Annotated in this window: 16 protein-coding genes; 1 reads left to right on the top strand and 15 read right to left on the bottom strand. The window is 29.8% G+C overall.

What is annotated here, in order from left to right; genetic code table 11:
• Positions 1–3: 3 nt before the first annotated feature.
• From coaD to LLF98_RS03950, 5 genes are all read right to left on the bottom strand, one after another.
• Positions 4–483, bottom strand: a complete 480-nt coding sequence (gene coaD / locus LLF98_RS03970; RefSeq protein ID WP_291701070.1) for a pantetheine-phosphate adenylyltransferase — start codon at positions 481–483, stop codon at positions 4–6.
• Between the two features lie 3 nt (positions 484–486).
• Positions 487–1,044, bottom strand: coding sequence for a 16S rRNA (guanine(966)-N(2))-methyltransferase RsmD (gene rsmD / locus LLF98_RS03965; RefSeq protein ID WP_291701068.1), 558 nt, complete (start codon positions 1,042–1,044; stop codon positions 487–489).
• A 64-nt stretch (positions 1,045–1,108) separates the two neighbouring features.
• Complete coding sequence (gene recG, locus LLF98_RS03960; protein ID WP_291701067.1) at positions 1,109–3,142, bottom strand: ATP-dependent DNA helicase RecG; 2,034 nt, start codon at positions 3,140–3,142, stop codon at positions 1,109–1,111.
• A 61-nt stretch (positions 3,143–3,203) separates the two neighbouring features.
• A complete protein-coding gene (locus tag LLF98_RS03955) occupies positions 3,204–4,874 on the bottom strand; it encodes a DAK2 domain-containing protein (protein WP_291701065.1) in 1,671 nt (556 codons plus the stop codon).
• A 13-nt stretch (positions 4,875–4,887) separates the two neighbouring features.
• Positions 4,888–5,238, bottom strand: coding sequence for an Asp23/Gls24 family envelope stress response protein (locus LLF98_RS03950; RefSeq protein WP_291701063.1), 351 nt, complete (start codon positions 5,236–5,238; stop codon positions 4,888–4,890).
• A 418-nt stretch (positions 5,239–5,656) separates the two neighbouring features.
• Here LLF98_RS03950 and rpmB point away from each other — a divergent pair, with 418 nt between their 5' ends.
• On the top strand, positions 5,657–5,848 hold the full coding sequence (rpmB, locus tag LLF98_RS03945; protein WP_002579588.1) for a 50S ribosomal protein L28: 192 nt from the start codon (positions 5,657–5,659) through the stop codon (positions 5,846–5,848).
• Positions 5,849–5,952: 104 nt separating this feature from the next.
• Here rpmB and spoVM read toward each other — a convergent pair whose 3' ends face one another.
• The 10 genes from spoVM to fmt form a co-directional block, all read right to left on the bottom strand.
• Positions 5,953–6,024 carry a stage V sporulation protein SpoVM gene (spoVM, locus tag LLF98_RS15395; protein ID WP_158519915.1) on the bottom strand — a complete coding sequence of 24 codons (72 nt, stop codon included), beginning with the start codon at positions 6,022–6,024 and terminating at the stop codon, positions 5,953–5,955.
• Positions 6,025–6,376: 352 nt separating this feature from the next.
• A complete protein-coding gene (locus LLF98_RS03940; RefSeq protein WP_291701024.1) occupies positions 6,377–7,012 on the bottom strand; it encodes a thiamine diphosphokinase in 636 nt (211 codons plus the stop codon).
• 4 nt (positions 7,013–7,016) lie between these two features.
• Positions 7,017–7,661, bottom strand: coding sequence for a ribulose-phosphate 3-epimerase (gene rpe / locus LLF98_RS03935; RefSeq protein ID WP_291701022.1), 645 nt, complete (start codon positions 7,659–7,661; stop codon positions 7,017–7,019).
• Positions 7,655–8,527: a ribosome small subunit-dependent GTPase A gene (gene rsgA / locus LLF98_RS03930; RefSeq protein WP_291701020.1), complete on the bottom strand. Its 873-nt coding sequence runs from the start codon at positions 8,525–8,527 to the stop codon at positions 7,655–7,657. The genes rpe and rsgA overlap by 7 nt, the downstream gene beginning before the upstream one ends.
• A gap of 277 nt (positions 8,528–8,804) precedes the next feature.
• Positions 8,805–10,709 carry a Stk1 family PASTA domain-containing Ser/Thr kinase gene (gene pknB, locus LLF98_RS03925; RefSeq protein WP_366512069.1) on the bottom strand — a complete coding sequence of 635 codons (1,905 nt, stop codon included), beginning with the start codon at positions 10,707–10,709 and terminating at the stop codon, positions 8,805–8,807.
• A 1-nt stretch (position 10,710) separates the two neighbouring features.
• On the bottom strand, positions 10,711–11,430 hold the full coding sequence (locus tag LLF98_RS03920; protein WP_291701018.1) for a Stp1/IreP family PP2C-type Ser/Thr phosphatase: 720 nt from the start codon (positions 11,428–11,430) through the stop codon (positions 10,711–10,713).
• Complete coding sequence (gene rlmN, locus LLF98_RS03915; RefSeq protein ID WP_291701016.1) at positions 11,424–12,476, bottom strand: 23S rRNA (adenine(2503)-C(2))-methyltransferase RlmN; 1,053 nt, start codon at positions 12,474–12,476, stop codon at positions 11,424–11,426. Before rlmN ends, LLF98_RS03920 begins: the two co-directional genes overlap by 7 nt.
• 14 nt (positions 12,477–12,490) lie before the next feature.
• Entirely contained in the window at positions 12,491–13,807 is a 1,317-nt protein-coding gene (gene rsmB / locus LLF98_RS03910) for a 16S rRNA (cytosine(967)-C(5))-methyltransferase RsmB (protein ID WP_291701014.1), read from the bottom strand.
• 14 nt (positions 13,808–13,821) lie between these two features.
• On the bottom strand, positions 13,822–14,511 hold the full coding sequence (locus LLF98_RS03905) for a zinc metallopeptidase (protein WP_291701012.1): 690 nt from the start codon (positions 14,509–14,511) through the stop codon (positions 13,822–13,824).
• A gap of 15 nt (positions 14,512–14,526) precedes the next feature.
• Positions 14,527–15,453, bottom strand: coding sequence for a methionyl-tRNA formyltransferase (gene fmt, locus LLF98_RS03900; protein ID WP_291701010.1), 927 nt, complete (start codon positions 15,451–15,453; stop codon positions 14,527–14,529).
• Between the last annotated feature and the right edge of the window lie 11 nt (positions 15,454–15,464).

Genomic DNA, 15,464 nt, shown 5'->3' with positions numbered 1-15,464 from the left:
TCCTTAGATATTTATTCTAGATATTATATCTGAGACAATTTCAGTCGGAACAAGTGCTTCAATATTCCCTCCAAATTTCGCCACTTGTTTAACATGAGAAGAACTTATATGTAGGTTTTTAGAAGATGACATCATACATACAGTTTCAATATTTGAATCTAATTCATTATTCATAAACGCCATTTGAGACTCATATTCAAAATCCGAATTTGTTCTTAATCCCTTTAAAATTATATTAGTATTACATTCTTTTAGGAAATTTACTACAAGTCCATTAAAACTTCTAACTTCAACATTTTCTATATTCCTTGTCACTTTTTTTATTAATTCAACTCTTTTATCAATTTCAAAAAGAGACTTTTTATCCACATTAACTAATACTGATACTATGATTTTATCAAACACCTTTGATCCTCGCTTTATAATATCAAGATGTCCGTTAGTTATAGGATCAAAGCTTCCTGGATATACTGCAATTTTCATTAATTATTTCTCCTCATACTTATAATAGCATACTGTTGTATTTCCATATTTCTTACTCTTATTTAATTTAATATCTTTATAGCCATCATAAACTTCTTCAATAGTATCTATTTTAGTAACTATTATTCCATCTTCCTTTAACAAATCATGTTCCTTAACAATTTTCATAGCTTCTGGAATCATTTCTTTACAATAAGGTGGATCAATAAATATTATATCAAATTTTTTTCCCTTACTTGCTAATTGTCTAAGTCCTGCATAAGCATCAGTATTTATAGGAAAACAAAAATCTTCAAATCTAAGTTTTTCTACATTTTGCTTTAATAATGGGAATGTCACTGAGCTCTTATCAAATAAATAAACCTCACTTGCTCCTCGGCTTGCAGATTCTAATCCTAAACTTCCTGTTCCCGAAAAAACATCCACAACCACTGCATCTTGTATATATGACTGAATTGAGCTAAACATAGCTTCCTTAACCCTATCTAATGTAGGTCTAGTTTCCATTGTTGCTGGAGGTATTAATTTATGTCCTCTTGCTTTTCCTGCTATTATTCTCAAAACATTATTCCTCCTTAAGTCTATATATTTAATATATTAACACATACATACATAGTATTTCAATTTAATTAAAACAAATATATTTACTGCTTTTTTCTAAATTCTTGCTAATCTCATTTATTATTTCTTTATTTAACTCGAATTCATTTTGCAGCATATTATTTGCTTCTAGTTTAGCACATCTTAAAATTTTTATATCATCATAAAGATTTGCAAGTATAAAACCTTCATCTCCACTTTGTTTTCTACCAAACATTTCTCCTGCACCTCTAAGCTTCAAATCTTTTTCTGATATTAAAAATCCATCACTACATTCTGTCATTATTTGCATCCTCTTTTTAGTTGTATTGCTTTTAGCCTTTGCTATTAATATGCAATAAGAAGAATAATCTCCTCTTCCAACTCTCCCTCTTAATTGATGAAGCTGAGAAAGACCAAATCTTTCTGCATTTTCAACAATCATAACTGAAGCATTAGGAACATTAACTCCAACTTCAATTACAGTAGTTGAAATTAAAACATTAAATTCATTATTTTTAAATCTTTTAATTATGTCATCTTTTTCTGTTCCCTTCATTTTTCCGTGAAGAATTTCAACCTTTAAGTCTTTAAAAATTCCATTTGTAAGTCTGTTATACACAGTTTCAACTGAATTTAATTCTTCCTTTTCATCTTTTTCAATAAGAGGACAAACAATATATACTTGCCTTCCTTTTTCTATTTCATCGTAAGCTAAATCATAACCTATGCCTCTTTGAGCATCTACGTAAAATCTAGTATCTATTTTCTTTCTACCTGGTGGCAACTCATCAATTATAGATACGTCTAGATCCGAATAAAGATATAAAGCTAAAGTTCGGGGAATTGGTGTAGCTGTCATAACCAAGCAATCTGCTCTTTTTCCTTTATTTATGAGCTTACTTCTCTGCTCCACTCCAAATCTGTGTTGTTCATCAGTTACTATTAATCCTAATTTTCTGAATTCCACATCATCTTGGAAAAGTGCGTGAGTTCCTATTACCAAAATAGGTTCTGAAGCTTTAATTCTCTCTTTAATTCTTTGCTTTTCCTTTAAAGTAGTTGATCCTGTTAATAATTCCATTTCTATATTAAAATCCTTAAAAACTTTTTTTGATTCTTCAAAATGTTGACTTGCAAGAATTTCTGTTGGAGCCATAAAAGCACATTTATAGCCATTTTTAATAACATTAAAAATAGCTATTAGGGCAACTATGGTCTTCCCACTTCCAACATCCCCTTGAATTAATCTATTCATAGAAGAATTTGACTTTTGGTCTCTTAAAATTTCACGTACAACTCTAGTTTGAGCACCCGTAAGCGGAAATGGTAGCTTTTCTTTAAAATCACTAAGTTCATCTACCCATTCGTAAAATATCCCATTTGCATTTTTTTTAATTTTATACTTTAGAAGCAATAATTTTAATGAGTATGTGAATAATTCTTGAAACTTAAGTCTTATTGTAGCTTTTTCTAACATGTCTTTATTTTCCGGGAAATGTATGTTTCTTATAGCGTCATTTAAAGAAATTAAAGAATATTTATCTATTATATTCTTAGATAAATTTTCTTTAACTTCCATATGTGATAAAATCTCATTAATCAATTTTTCGAATAGTTTATTACTTATATCTGCTTTTAAAGGATATTGGGGTAGAATTTCACTTGATAGTGCTTCCTCACAAGTAACTATAGGGTTAATTACTTTTAAAGTATTACCTATTCTTTTAAACTTCCCCATCAAATTATATATTTTTCCTAGCGCAAAAGAACTTTTTATATATCTTTGATTAAACCACTTTGCAGACACTTTATGTCCATTATAATTAAAATCTATTGTTGTCAATAGTTTACCAGTTTTAGTCTTAACATCACTTCTAAATCGTATAACTTCACATTTTAAAATTTGTTTGTCTTCCTCTGTAATATTTTCAAATTTTGCATTACTATCTACAAATTCATAATTTCTTGGGAAATATAACAAAATGTCTAATATATTAAAAATTCCACATCTATTTAATTTTTCAGTAGCTTTTGGACCTACTCCTTTTAAAACAGAAATATTACTATATATATCCAAATGTTTGCCTCCTTTCAACAATAATAAAAGCACCTGTTATTTAGGCGCTTCTATTATTGTTCTATTCTACCGACATTAAAAAATAATAAAGAGGTTGATTTCCCTTATAGAATTGAATATCTAATTCCCCATATTTATCTTGTAACTCAAGTTCAAATGTATTAGCTTCCTCATTAGTTACCTCTTCACCATAATATACAGTAACAAGTTCACAATCATCATCTATCATATGATCTAGAACTTTGCTTGCAACAATTTTCTTATCTTCGCCTACTTCTTTTATTTTACCTTCTACTAGTCCTAGCATATTACCTTCTTTAATATCAATTCCGTCAATTTCAGTATCACGAACTGCATAAGTTACCGAACCAGTTTTAACTTCTTGAATTGTATTAGTTAAGTTATTAAAATTATCCTCAACCTCAGAATCAAAATTAAACATAGTAGCACATGCTATACCTTGAGGAATAGTTGTTGTAGGTACCACACGTATATCTTTATCTGATATTTCTGTTGCTTGATTAGCTGCCATAATTATATTTTTATTATTAGGCATAATAAAAATATGTTCAGCATTTATCTTGTTAACAGCATCTAAAATATCTTGAGTAGATGGATTCATGGTTTGACCACCTTCAATAACATAATCCATCCCTAAGTCTTTAAATATATTTGAAATTCCATCTCCCATGGCTACTGTTATAAATCCATATTTTTTCTTTTCATCTTCTAGGATCTCATCTTCAATTTTAGAACTGTTTTCTTCTTGCATCTTATCAACATTTAATTCTTTATCCTTAGCATTAATTAAAAGTTCTCTATGCTCTTCTCTCATATTATCAATTTTAATTTTTGATAATTCTCCTATAGCTACTGCCTTAGATAATACTAATCCAGGATCATTCGTATGTATGTGAACTTTAATTACATCATCATATCCAACAACAACCATTGAATCCCCAAGAGATTCTATTTCATTTTGAAACCCTTTTGCAAATTTAGCATCTCCAAGAATTATAAATTCAGTACAATAACCAAACTTAATATCTATTTCTTCAATCGACTTAGCTAAAGTATTCCCAGGTGTGCCTATAGTTATATCTTTTATTTCCGCTTTAATTTCATCCTTTAATGCTTCAAGCATGCCTTTAAGTATAATGTAAAGTCCCATCCCACCAGAATCAACTACTTTAGCTTTCTTAAGTGCTGGTAGTAACTCTGGAGTCCTATCTAACATATCTTTTGCTTTAATTGTTACATCCTCCATAAAGCTTACTATATCTTTTGCCTCAGATGTTATTGCTGCTTCTGATGCAGCTCTAATTACAGAAAGTATAGTTCCTTCTGTTGGTCTCATAACTGCCTTATAGGCTGATTTTGACCCTTCAAAAAAGCTGATTGCAAATTCAGTAACATCTACTTCATTTTTTCCTTCTAACCCTTTAGAAATCCCTCTAAGTATTTGAGATAATATAACTCCCGAGTTACCCCTGGCACCCATTAATGCACCTTTTGCTAACTTTTTAGATATCTCGCCTATAGAATCAGTATCTATATTTTCTATTTCTTTAATTGCTGCTTTAAATGTCATGGACATATTAGTTCCAGTATCTCCATCCGGAACTGGAAACACATTTAATGCATTAACAAAATCACTTTGTTCTAATAGTCTATTACTAGCATTAACAATCATGTTATAAAAATCACGACCATTGATTTTTGTATATTTCATTTAGTTTAACCTCCTAAACTCTTACCGCTTGCACATTTACTGTTATAGATGAAACCTTAAGTCCTGTGTAATTTTCAACACTATAACGAACCTTTTGAATTATATTATTAGATATAACCGATATCTTTGTTCCATATTCCACCATAACAAATAATTCTATTTGTAATTTATTTTCATTTGTTAATTGTAATTTTACACCTTTGCTTAAATTTTCTATGCCCATTAGTTCCCAAAGTCCTTCGCTAGCATTTTTAGAAACCATACCAACTACTCCATAGCATTCCATTGTGGACAACCCAACAATTTTAGCTAAAACTTCCCCAGAATAATTTATATTACCATTTTCATTTGAAAATCCAATCATTCATATTCCTCCTAAAATCTTATATACTATTTTATATTTTATATTAGAACAATATATTATTCAAGTATTCAAATAATATACATGGGATAACATGACAAAGAAACAAATTTTCTCCACTTTAATAATACTAATGGTATTTTATTCTATATAATAGATTTTGATTGAGTAAATATTGTCTAAAACTATAAATCTTAACTTAGTTTTATTGTATAAATATAAATTATTCAATGATTAAATATTTATGTTTAGCAATATTATTGTATATGTGATAAATATTATTTTAAGCTAGGTTATCCTGTAATATATATTAAATTATAATATAATAACAATTTATCTTGCCTATTATATTTTCCTATGGTATAATTTAGTCTGTCCTATTGAAGATGATTATCTATGCAATATAAGGAGGTGTTTTCTAATGGCAAGAAGATGCGAAATTTGTGATAAGGGTGTTGTAGCAGGTGTACAATACAGCCATTCACATCGTCAATCAAAGAGAACTTGGGCTCCTAACATAAAGAAAGTAAAAGCTTTAGTTAACGGAACACCAAAAACTGTTCATGTATGTACAAGATGCCTTAGATCTGGAAAGGTTCAAAGAGCAATATAAGTTCATAATAAAAAATGCAATTGTTATCCCAATTGCATTTTTTGTTTTTTAGAGTTATTTAGGCATATGGAAAAATAAATAATAAAACATGCCTTATGTATACTCTAGTTTTTTTTTCTAAAAAATCTTATTATATTTGATAAAAATTTCGGTAATTTGAACGCTATTATTTTCATAGCTATCCCTCCTAAATATTAATAATACAAAACACCCATCTTGAAATTAATTTGATCTTATTATATTAATATTCAGTTACTATTAAAAATGTTCCAAATTTTATCCATCAAAGAAAATAACTTTCAAAGACTAAACGTATATTAGGCATATTCAAAAAAAAATAATAGGTCAGTGTACTCGTGTTTCACCTTACGTCTTCCCTACCCCAAACGTGGTGCCCCTTTTAAAGATAGGTTCAACTAAATTCAGCTGGAATATAAAAAATTTAACCTAAAAAGTTTCATCTTATGTCATACTCCTGTCTGGTCAAAATACATCGCATCTTTGACTTGTTATTTTCTTTGATATACCTTAATCAATTGAGTGGAGAATTAATAATTCTCCTTCTTCATAACTAATCTCTATTGGAGTATCAATAAACTCATTACATATAGCTCTTGGATCTAATAAACTCATATCGCAAGTCTCTAAATTGTATTTAGCGCCTCTAATCTTAAAACCCTTAACTTTATCACATAGTGCATGAAAAGATATATTTTCACCATATTCTCCAAACAACTTCATTTTCTTTTCGCCTAGATAAAGACTATTATTATCATCAATTATTTCTAAAGTTGCTCCTTTTTTCTTGGTAGTTAAAAGAAGCCCTATATTTCCCAACGTATGATCCACCCTAGATCCAATTGCTCCAAATAGATATATTTTCTTTGCGCCTCTTTTAATAGCTTCTATTATTGCAATTTCGGTATCTGTATAATCCTTTTCTGGTGGAAACTCTAAAACTTCTTTTATTTGTAATTTCATATTATCTAAAACTTCTTTTTTCACAGAATCAAAATCTCCGAGTAGCAAGTCTGGAACAATACCATAATTATAAAGACATTCACTTCCCCTATCAGCAGCTATTATAACATCTACTTTTTCAAGATAACGCCTTAATAATCTTTCTGATGGTGCTTTACCTCCACTTACAATCGCCACATTCAAAGTATTACCCCCTCAAAGCTTTTATATTATCACTGATTTCTCCCCCATTAAATACAGCGGAACCTGCAACAATTACATTAGCACCAGCTTCTATAATTTCTTTCACATTAGTTTTATCTACGCCTCCATCAACTTCTATTAATAGTGATGGATTAACCTTATCGCTAAATTCTTTTATTTCTCTAATTTTATCTAAACAATATGGTATAAACTTTTGTCCTCCGAAACCTGGATTTACACTCATTATTAAAACCATATCTAAACTTGGTATCAAATCTTTCAACACACTTGTTGGAGTCCCTGGATTTAAAGAAATTGCTGCTTTTTTACCTTTTGACTTAATATAGTTAATTGTTCTATCTATATGTTTATCTGCTTCATAATGAACAGTAATTATATCAGCTCCTGCTTCTATAAAATCATCTATGTAATTTGATGGATTAGCTATCATTAAATGTACATCAAATATCTTATCTGTTCTATTTCTTATTGACTTTATAACTGGTAACCCTAAAGATATATTAGGTACAAAAGAACCATCCATTACATCTATATGGATGAAATCTGCTCCCCCTCTATCTATTCTTTCTATATCTTCTCCTAATTTTGAAAAATCTGCTGATAATATTGATGGTGCAATCTTTACCATTTGTTTTTTTCCTCCTCCATTATTTCTTCTAATGTTTTTATATAAAAGTTATATCTGTATTTATTAACTTCCCCCTTCTCTAGAGCTTCTTTTAAAACACAACTTGGTTCTTTATAATGTAAACATCCTCTATATTTACACTTATCATTATACTCACTAAATTCAGGAAAACAATATTTAAGAGAATCTTTGTCCATTAAATCTTTTATTTCCAATGTAGAGAATCCTGGTGTATCAACAATGTATCCATCCGAAACTTCTATAAGTTCACTATGCCTTGTAGTATGCTTACCTCTTCCAATCTTTTCACTAACCTTTCCAGTCTCCATATGTTCTTTATTAGAAAGTTTATTAATTAATGTAGATTTTCCCGCTCCAGATGGACCACAGAAAACTGTTATATTTCCTTGAATCTTTTCTTCTAATCTCTCTATTCCAAGTCCTTTTTTAGCATTTATATAAAGAACTTCATATCCTATATCATTTATTTTCTTTTTTATTTCATCTCTTTCCTCCTCTGACACTAAGTCTATTTTATTTAAACAAACTATAACCTCAATATTATTATACTCGCACAGAATTAAGAATTTGTTTAATAAATCAAAGTTTATTTCCGGATTCTTAACTGCAAAAACAATAAATGCTAGAGAAACATTTGCAACAGTTGGTCTAATTAATTTCGATTTCCGCTTATGTATTTCTTCAATAACGCCTTTTCCATTCTCTATTTTAATAGTAACATTATCCCCTACCATGGGTGTTATATCTTTATGTCTAAATTTACCTCTAGCTTTACATTCTATTAATCCTTCTTCTGTCTTAATATAATAGAAGCCTCCTATGCCTTTTATTATCTTTCCATTCATATTTTCCCTCCATAATTTCACAAATTTAACAAAACTAACTTTACAAACTTCGATTCACTTAATAACGCACTATGAACTAAGCATCCCCTCTACCTGACTCAAACATCTTTGACTTATTATATTTAGTCTTTCACAATTCTATATAGTTATAAAAATAAATATATTATAAAAGGAGAGGATTTTTACAAACCTCTCCTCATATTTTTTCTTATTAAGACATCTTCAAAAATAACGATTCTGATTTGATGTTTTATTTTGTGAAGTACTTCTTTAATCGTTAGTTATTAGTTGTAGTATCCCAAGGACCTGTAGGTGTACTTGGGGTTGTTCCTGTACTTGGAGTTTTCCCTGTACTTGGAGTTGTTCCTGTACTTGGAGTTGTTCCTGTGCTTGGAGTTGTTCCTGTACTTGGCGTCGTTCCATCTGTCTTAGTATTTCCAGGATTAGTTGTTACAGGCGGTTGTTGCTTTGCAACATATTTTCCAACTACTATTGTAACTGTAGTTCCTTGTTGTACTTTAGTTCCTCCTTCGTAATTTTGGCTTAATACCGTACCATTCTTACTCTCATCTTCAGTGTTCTCTGACCCAACAGATACACTTAAACCAGCATCACTTAATTTACTCTTAGCTGATTCTGCATCTAATCCTACTGTACTTGGTACTGTTGTACGTATAACTTTAGGTCCTTTGCTTACAACAACTGTTATTTCATCACTTGCCGATATGTCTGTGTCCTTTATAGGATTTTGACTCATTATTTGACCCTTAGGTACACTATCACTAAATTCTTCACTATTGCTACTAATCTTAAGACCTAAAGATTTCAAAATAGTTTTTGCATCATCTATATCATAATCCTTCAAGTCAGGCATTTTACACTTTACTGCTCCTGAACTTACACTAACTCTAACTTCACTCTTTTCCTTAACCATACTCCCAGCTTCTACGTTCATTTCAAGAATTGTCCCTTCTGGCTGATCACTAGTTTCTGTTTTAGCATTTACCAACACTAAATTTAAGCTTTCAAGTTGTTTTTTTGCATCGTCTACAGTTTTTCCAACTATATTAGGCACTTGAACTTCTTTATTAGTAGTAACTGAACTAGCTAGCTTAAAAGCTCCAGCTCCTAAAACTACTAATAATAATACTAAAGCCACACCTACTGCAATTTTTACTATTTTACTTTTATTCATTCCACCTATTCTTTCATCATCATCATCTTCATAATAGTCATCATCTTCATCACAATAGTCATCATTTTTTTTATTGTTAGTCTCTTCTTTCTTTATGATTTGCTCAGTTACAGCTGACATTATTATGGTATGATCATTATCTTCTTCAGCTTTATCTATACGTGCATTTGGATCATCCTTAATTTTTTGAAGATCTGAAATCAATTCTTTAGCACTTTGATATCTTTTAATAGGTTCCTTTTCCATAGCCTTTAAAATCAATTGGTTTAGGCTATCAGGAACTTTTGAATTAAGATTTTTAGGAGGCACAACCTCTTCTTGAAGATGCTTCAATGCTATAGTCACAGCAGTATCAGCTTGAAAAGGAAGAGTTCCTGTAACCATTTCGTATAAGACAACTCCTAATGAATATATATCCGTTCTACAATCAATAAAACTTCCCTTCGCTTGTTCTGGAGAAAGGTAATGAGCTGATCCCATTATTGTACTAGTATTTGTAATAGTTTCAGAAGTTGCCGATTTTGCTATTCCAAAATCAGTTACTTTCATAATCCCATCTTCTGTTACTAAAATATTCTGTGGTTTAACATCTCTATGAATTATATTGTTTCTATGAGCACAATCTAAAGCTCTAGCAATTTGAATAGCAATGGATATAGCTGTCTCGTAATTCATCTTTCCAACTTGTTTTATTATATCCTTTAAAGTTTTACCTTTAACATATTCCATTACGATGTAACTTATATCATCTTGAGTGCCCACATCAAGTATATTTACTATATTGTTGTCAGATAAAGTTGCAATAGCAGTTGCTTCTCCTTTAAATTTCTCAACAATGTCAGCATTATTACAAAATTCTTTTTTAAGAATTTTAACTGCAACAAATCTATTTAGTTTATTACATCTTGCTTTAAATACTTCTGACATTCCACCTTCACCTATTTTGTCTAACAACTCGTATCTGTTTCCAAGTACAATCCCGTCCATACTACATCTCTCCTCCAAACAACAATACTGTTATATTATCTCTGCCACCTTTTTCTTTTGCTAAATTTACTAATTTGTTAGCACTCTTTATATAATCTTTTTCTTCGGTGACAACTTGTAGAATCTCTTCCTTAGTTAACTCATTTGTCAGTCCATCTGAACATAATATATATAAGTCATATTCATTATTATCTAATTGGAATACATCTACATTCACAATGCTACTAGTACCTAAAGCTCTTGTAATAATATTCTTCTTTGGATGATTTTCTGCTTCTTTTTCGCTTATACTTCCACTGTCAACAAGCTCTTGTACTAAAGAATGATCTTTAGTAATTTTTCTAATTTCATTATGTTTTATTGCAAAACAACAACTATCACCTACATTGGCAACATGTATAAAATTTTCAGTAATAAAACAAGCTGTAACTGTAGTTCCCATTCCACTTAAATTTTCATTACTATTAGAAAAATTAAATATATCCCTATTCACTTTTTTAATAGCTTCATCAATTAAATCTTCTACTCTGCAAAAAGAAAATTTTTCATTTACATAGCTAACAATCCTATCTGCAGCCATTTGACTTGCAACTTCTCCTGCATTATGTCCACCCATTCCGTCTGCTACTACGTATATTTTAAATTCTTCTTTCTCTAAATAAGAAGCAAAATCTTCATTTAATGTCCGCTTTAATCCCACATCACTAACTAAGCCTACCATTTCATTCTCCCCTCTATTTCTTGGGTTTCCATGTAACTTCTTCTAAGTTGTCCACATGCTGCATTAATGTCACTTCCCATTTCACGTCTTGTAGTAACTTCTATCCCATAGGTTTTTAATATTTCAGAAAAATCGTCTATTGACTTCTTTGAAGATCTTTTATAAGTGTTTTCTTTTATTTCATTTACAGGTATTAAATTTACATGGCAAAGCATTCCTCTTAATAGCTTACCTAAAGATTTTGCATCTTCCTTGCCATCATTTATTTCTTTTACTAATGCATATTCAAATGTAATTCTTCTGTTAGTTTTATTAATATAATATCTGCAAGCTTCTAATATTTCTTCAATACTATATTTATTTGCTATAGGCATAATCTCTTTTCTTTTTTCATCACTAAATGCATGTAGTGAAATCGCAAGCGTTATGCTAAATTCTTTATCAGCCAATTCATATATCTTTGGCACAATGCCACAAGTAGATAATGTTATATGCCTTTGACCAATATTTAATCCATACTCTGCTGAAACTACTTCTAAAAACTTTACAACATTATCATAATTATCTAATGGTTCTCCACTTCCCATTAGTACTATATTAGATATTCTTTCACTAATATAGTTTTGTACTACCAGAACCTGTGACAAAATTTCTCCAGTTGTTAAATTTCTAACGCGTCCTTCAAGAGTAGACGCGCAAAATTTACATCCCATTCTACAACCAATTTGAGTTGATATGCATATTGAATTCCCATGTTTATATCTCATAAGTACAGATTCTATTAAATTTCCATCTTCAAATCCTAATAAGAACTTTTCTGTTCCATCCATATCAGATTTATAAACTTCTACTATCTTTGGTAAATTAATCGTAAAATTTTCTTTTAGATTAGATATTAATAATTTAGGCATATTCTTCATATTATCAAATTCATTAATACCTTTATAAATCCATGATAATATTTGTTTACCCCTAAATGCACTTTCACCATTTTCCTTCATCCATACTTTAAGTTCTTCTAAAGTATAATCTAGTAAATTGTTCATTTATTCACCTACTATTATCTTTTTTCTAGTTTAGCCACAAAAAATCCATCCATACTTTCATTTGGCATAATAGTTAAAGAACCATTCCTATTATATACTAAGTTATCTTGCTTACCTATAAAGATTTTTTTCACACTACAATCTTTATGTTTATTAACAAACCACTCAATATTTTCTTCATTTTCTTCTTTGTTTAATGTACAAGTTGAATATATCATTATTCCACCATCATTTAAATACATCCATGCATTTTCCATTATATCTCTTTGAACTGATATAACTGCTCTCAAATCATTTCTTGTCTTATTCCATTTTATTTCTGGTTTTTTTCTTATGATTCCAATTCCTGAACATGGAACGTCTAATAAAATTCTATCACTACATGCAATTAAGTCTGGATTTAATTTAGTTGCGTCATTTGTATTAACTTCAACATTAGTTAATCCTAATCTTTCACAGTTTTCTTTTATTAATCTAAGCTTAGACTCATGAAGATCAAAAGCTAACACTTTTCCAGTGTTTTGAAGTATTTCAGCTATATGAGTAGTTTTTCCACCTGGTGCACTACATAAGTCTATAACTGTCATTCCTTCTTCTAATTCTAATAGAGGTGCTATAATCATTGCACTTTCATCTTGAACTGTAATCTTTCCTTCACTAAAAAGTGGATTATTTTCTATAGATTTGCCACCTTTAATTGAAATTGCCTCTGGGCAGACAGCACCTTCTTCAATTTCATATTCAAGGGCTTCTAGTTCTTCAAAAACTTCATCATAATCTGCTTTAATTTCATTTACTCTAACACTAACTTGTGGTATGTTATTTAATCCTGACATTATTTTCTTTGATAAATTTTCTCCATATTGCTTTATTAAAAGTCTTATCATCCAAGGTTCAAATGAAAATTTATATGCATATTCATCAATTTTATTACCTGGGACTTCAATATCATCCGGATTTTTAGTAAAGTTTCTAAGTATTCCATTTACTAATTTTGAATCACCCTCTGATATTTCTTTTGCTTCTTCTACTGCTTCATTACAAGCAGCATAGCTTGGTATTTTATCTAAGAAATTCATTTGATAAATTGCTATTCTTAAGATATTTAAAGTATCTTTATTCATTAATTTAATATCTTTTACAAAGTTAGAAATTATAATATCTAATGTTTTTTTTCTTCTTAACACACCATATACAATTTCAGTTAATAATGCCTTATCCTTATCATTTAATTCTACTTCATTTAGTTCTTTTGAAAGTATTATATTAGAATACGCTCCTTCATTTAAAACTCTATCTAATATCTTTACTGCTATTTTTCTACAATTCATACGCTACCTCTTTTTCAATCGTCTCTATTGCTTAAGGCAATGAGTCTTATTAGTTGTGATACTGCCATTAATGTTGCAGCTACATAAGTCATTGCTGCTGCATCTAAAACTTTTTGTGCATTTTTTGTTTCATCACCATATAGTATTCCTTTTGATTTTAATATATTCAAAGCTCTAGTAGATGCATTGAATTCAACTGGTAATGTTATTAACTGAAAGATTACAACCCCAGAAAACAAAAATATTCCGAGCGTAGTTAATCCTTTAATCCCTAATAGGAACCCTACAAAGAATAACACCCAAGATATACTTGAACCTAAATTTACAACTGGAACTATAGAATTTCTTATTACTAATGGCTTATATTTTTCTTTATGTTGAATTGCATGCCCAACTTCATGAGCTGCTATTCCAGCTGAAGATATAGTTCCACCTGAATATACATCTGGTGATAATCTTAGTACTCTACTTAAAGGATCATAATGATCACCAAGTTTAGTATTTACAACTTCTATTCTAACATCAAAAAGTCCTGCTTCATCTAACATCATTCTTGCAATTTGCTGACCAGAATATCCATTCATAGTTCTAACTTCACTATATTTGCTATAAGTACTATTAATTTTGCTTTGTGCCCAAAATGAAATAATTATAGCTGGCATTAATATTATCATTGTCGAGTCAAAATACGGATAAAAATGCATTAAAACATCCCTCCATTATCCTAAAACTATACTTTTCTCTATTTCATGTCCATTTATATACTGTTCTATTGTTAATGGCTTACCATTTGGAAACTGCACTTTTTTTATAATAAGTACACTTTCTTTACATGCAACTTTTACGCCATTTTTACTTACATCTAAAATTGTTCCGGGCTCCATTGAAGTTTTTTCTTCTAAAGCTTCAGTTTCGTATATTTTCATTCTTTCACCCTGATAATTAGTATAAGCTATTGGCCATGGATTTAATCCTCTTACTATATTATGAATTTCCTTAGAACTTCTATTCCAATTTATATTGGCAAGGCCTTTATCTAACATTTTCGCATAAAAAGTTTCGTCTTCTTGCTTCTGTAAAACTATATTTTCGTAAACAATACCTTCTATACTTTTTATTAAAAGTTCTGCTCCTCTTACCATTAATATATCATGTAATTCTCCAGTTGTCATATTATTAGTAATTTCAACTTCATCTTTAAGAATCATGTCTCCTGTATCTAAACCCATATCCATAAGCATTGTAGTATTCCCTGTAACTTTTTCACCATTTATTATTGCCCAATTTAATGGTGCTGCGCCTCTATACATTGGTAATAAAGATGCATGAAGGTTTATACATCCATACTTAGGTATATCTAGTACTTCTTTAGTTAAAATTTGTCCAAAAGCTACTACTATAATAAAGTCAGGTTTTAATTCTTTTAAGGTTTCAATTAAATTTATATCATCTTTAAGCTTTGTAGGCTGATATATTGGAAGTCCATGTTTTAATGCTTCTTCTTTAACTGCTGAATATGCCATCTTTTTACCTCTGCCTTTTGGTTTATCTGGTTGAGTTAATACGGCAGTAACATTATATTCTTCAATTAATCTTTTTAAAGAAGGAACTGCAAAATCAGGAGTACCCATAAATACTATATTCATTCTGTTTTTCC

This window comes from Clostridium sp. (genome assembly GCF_021372645.1).
Classification (GTDB): Bacteria; Bacillota; Clostridia; order Clostridiales; family Clostridiaceae; genus Clostridium.
Note: the sequence above shows the minus strand (reverse complement) of the source record. Positions and strands in the feature narration are given on the sequence as shown.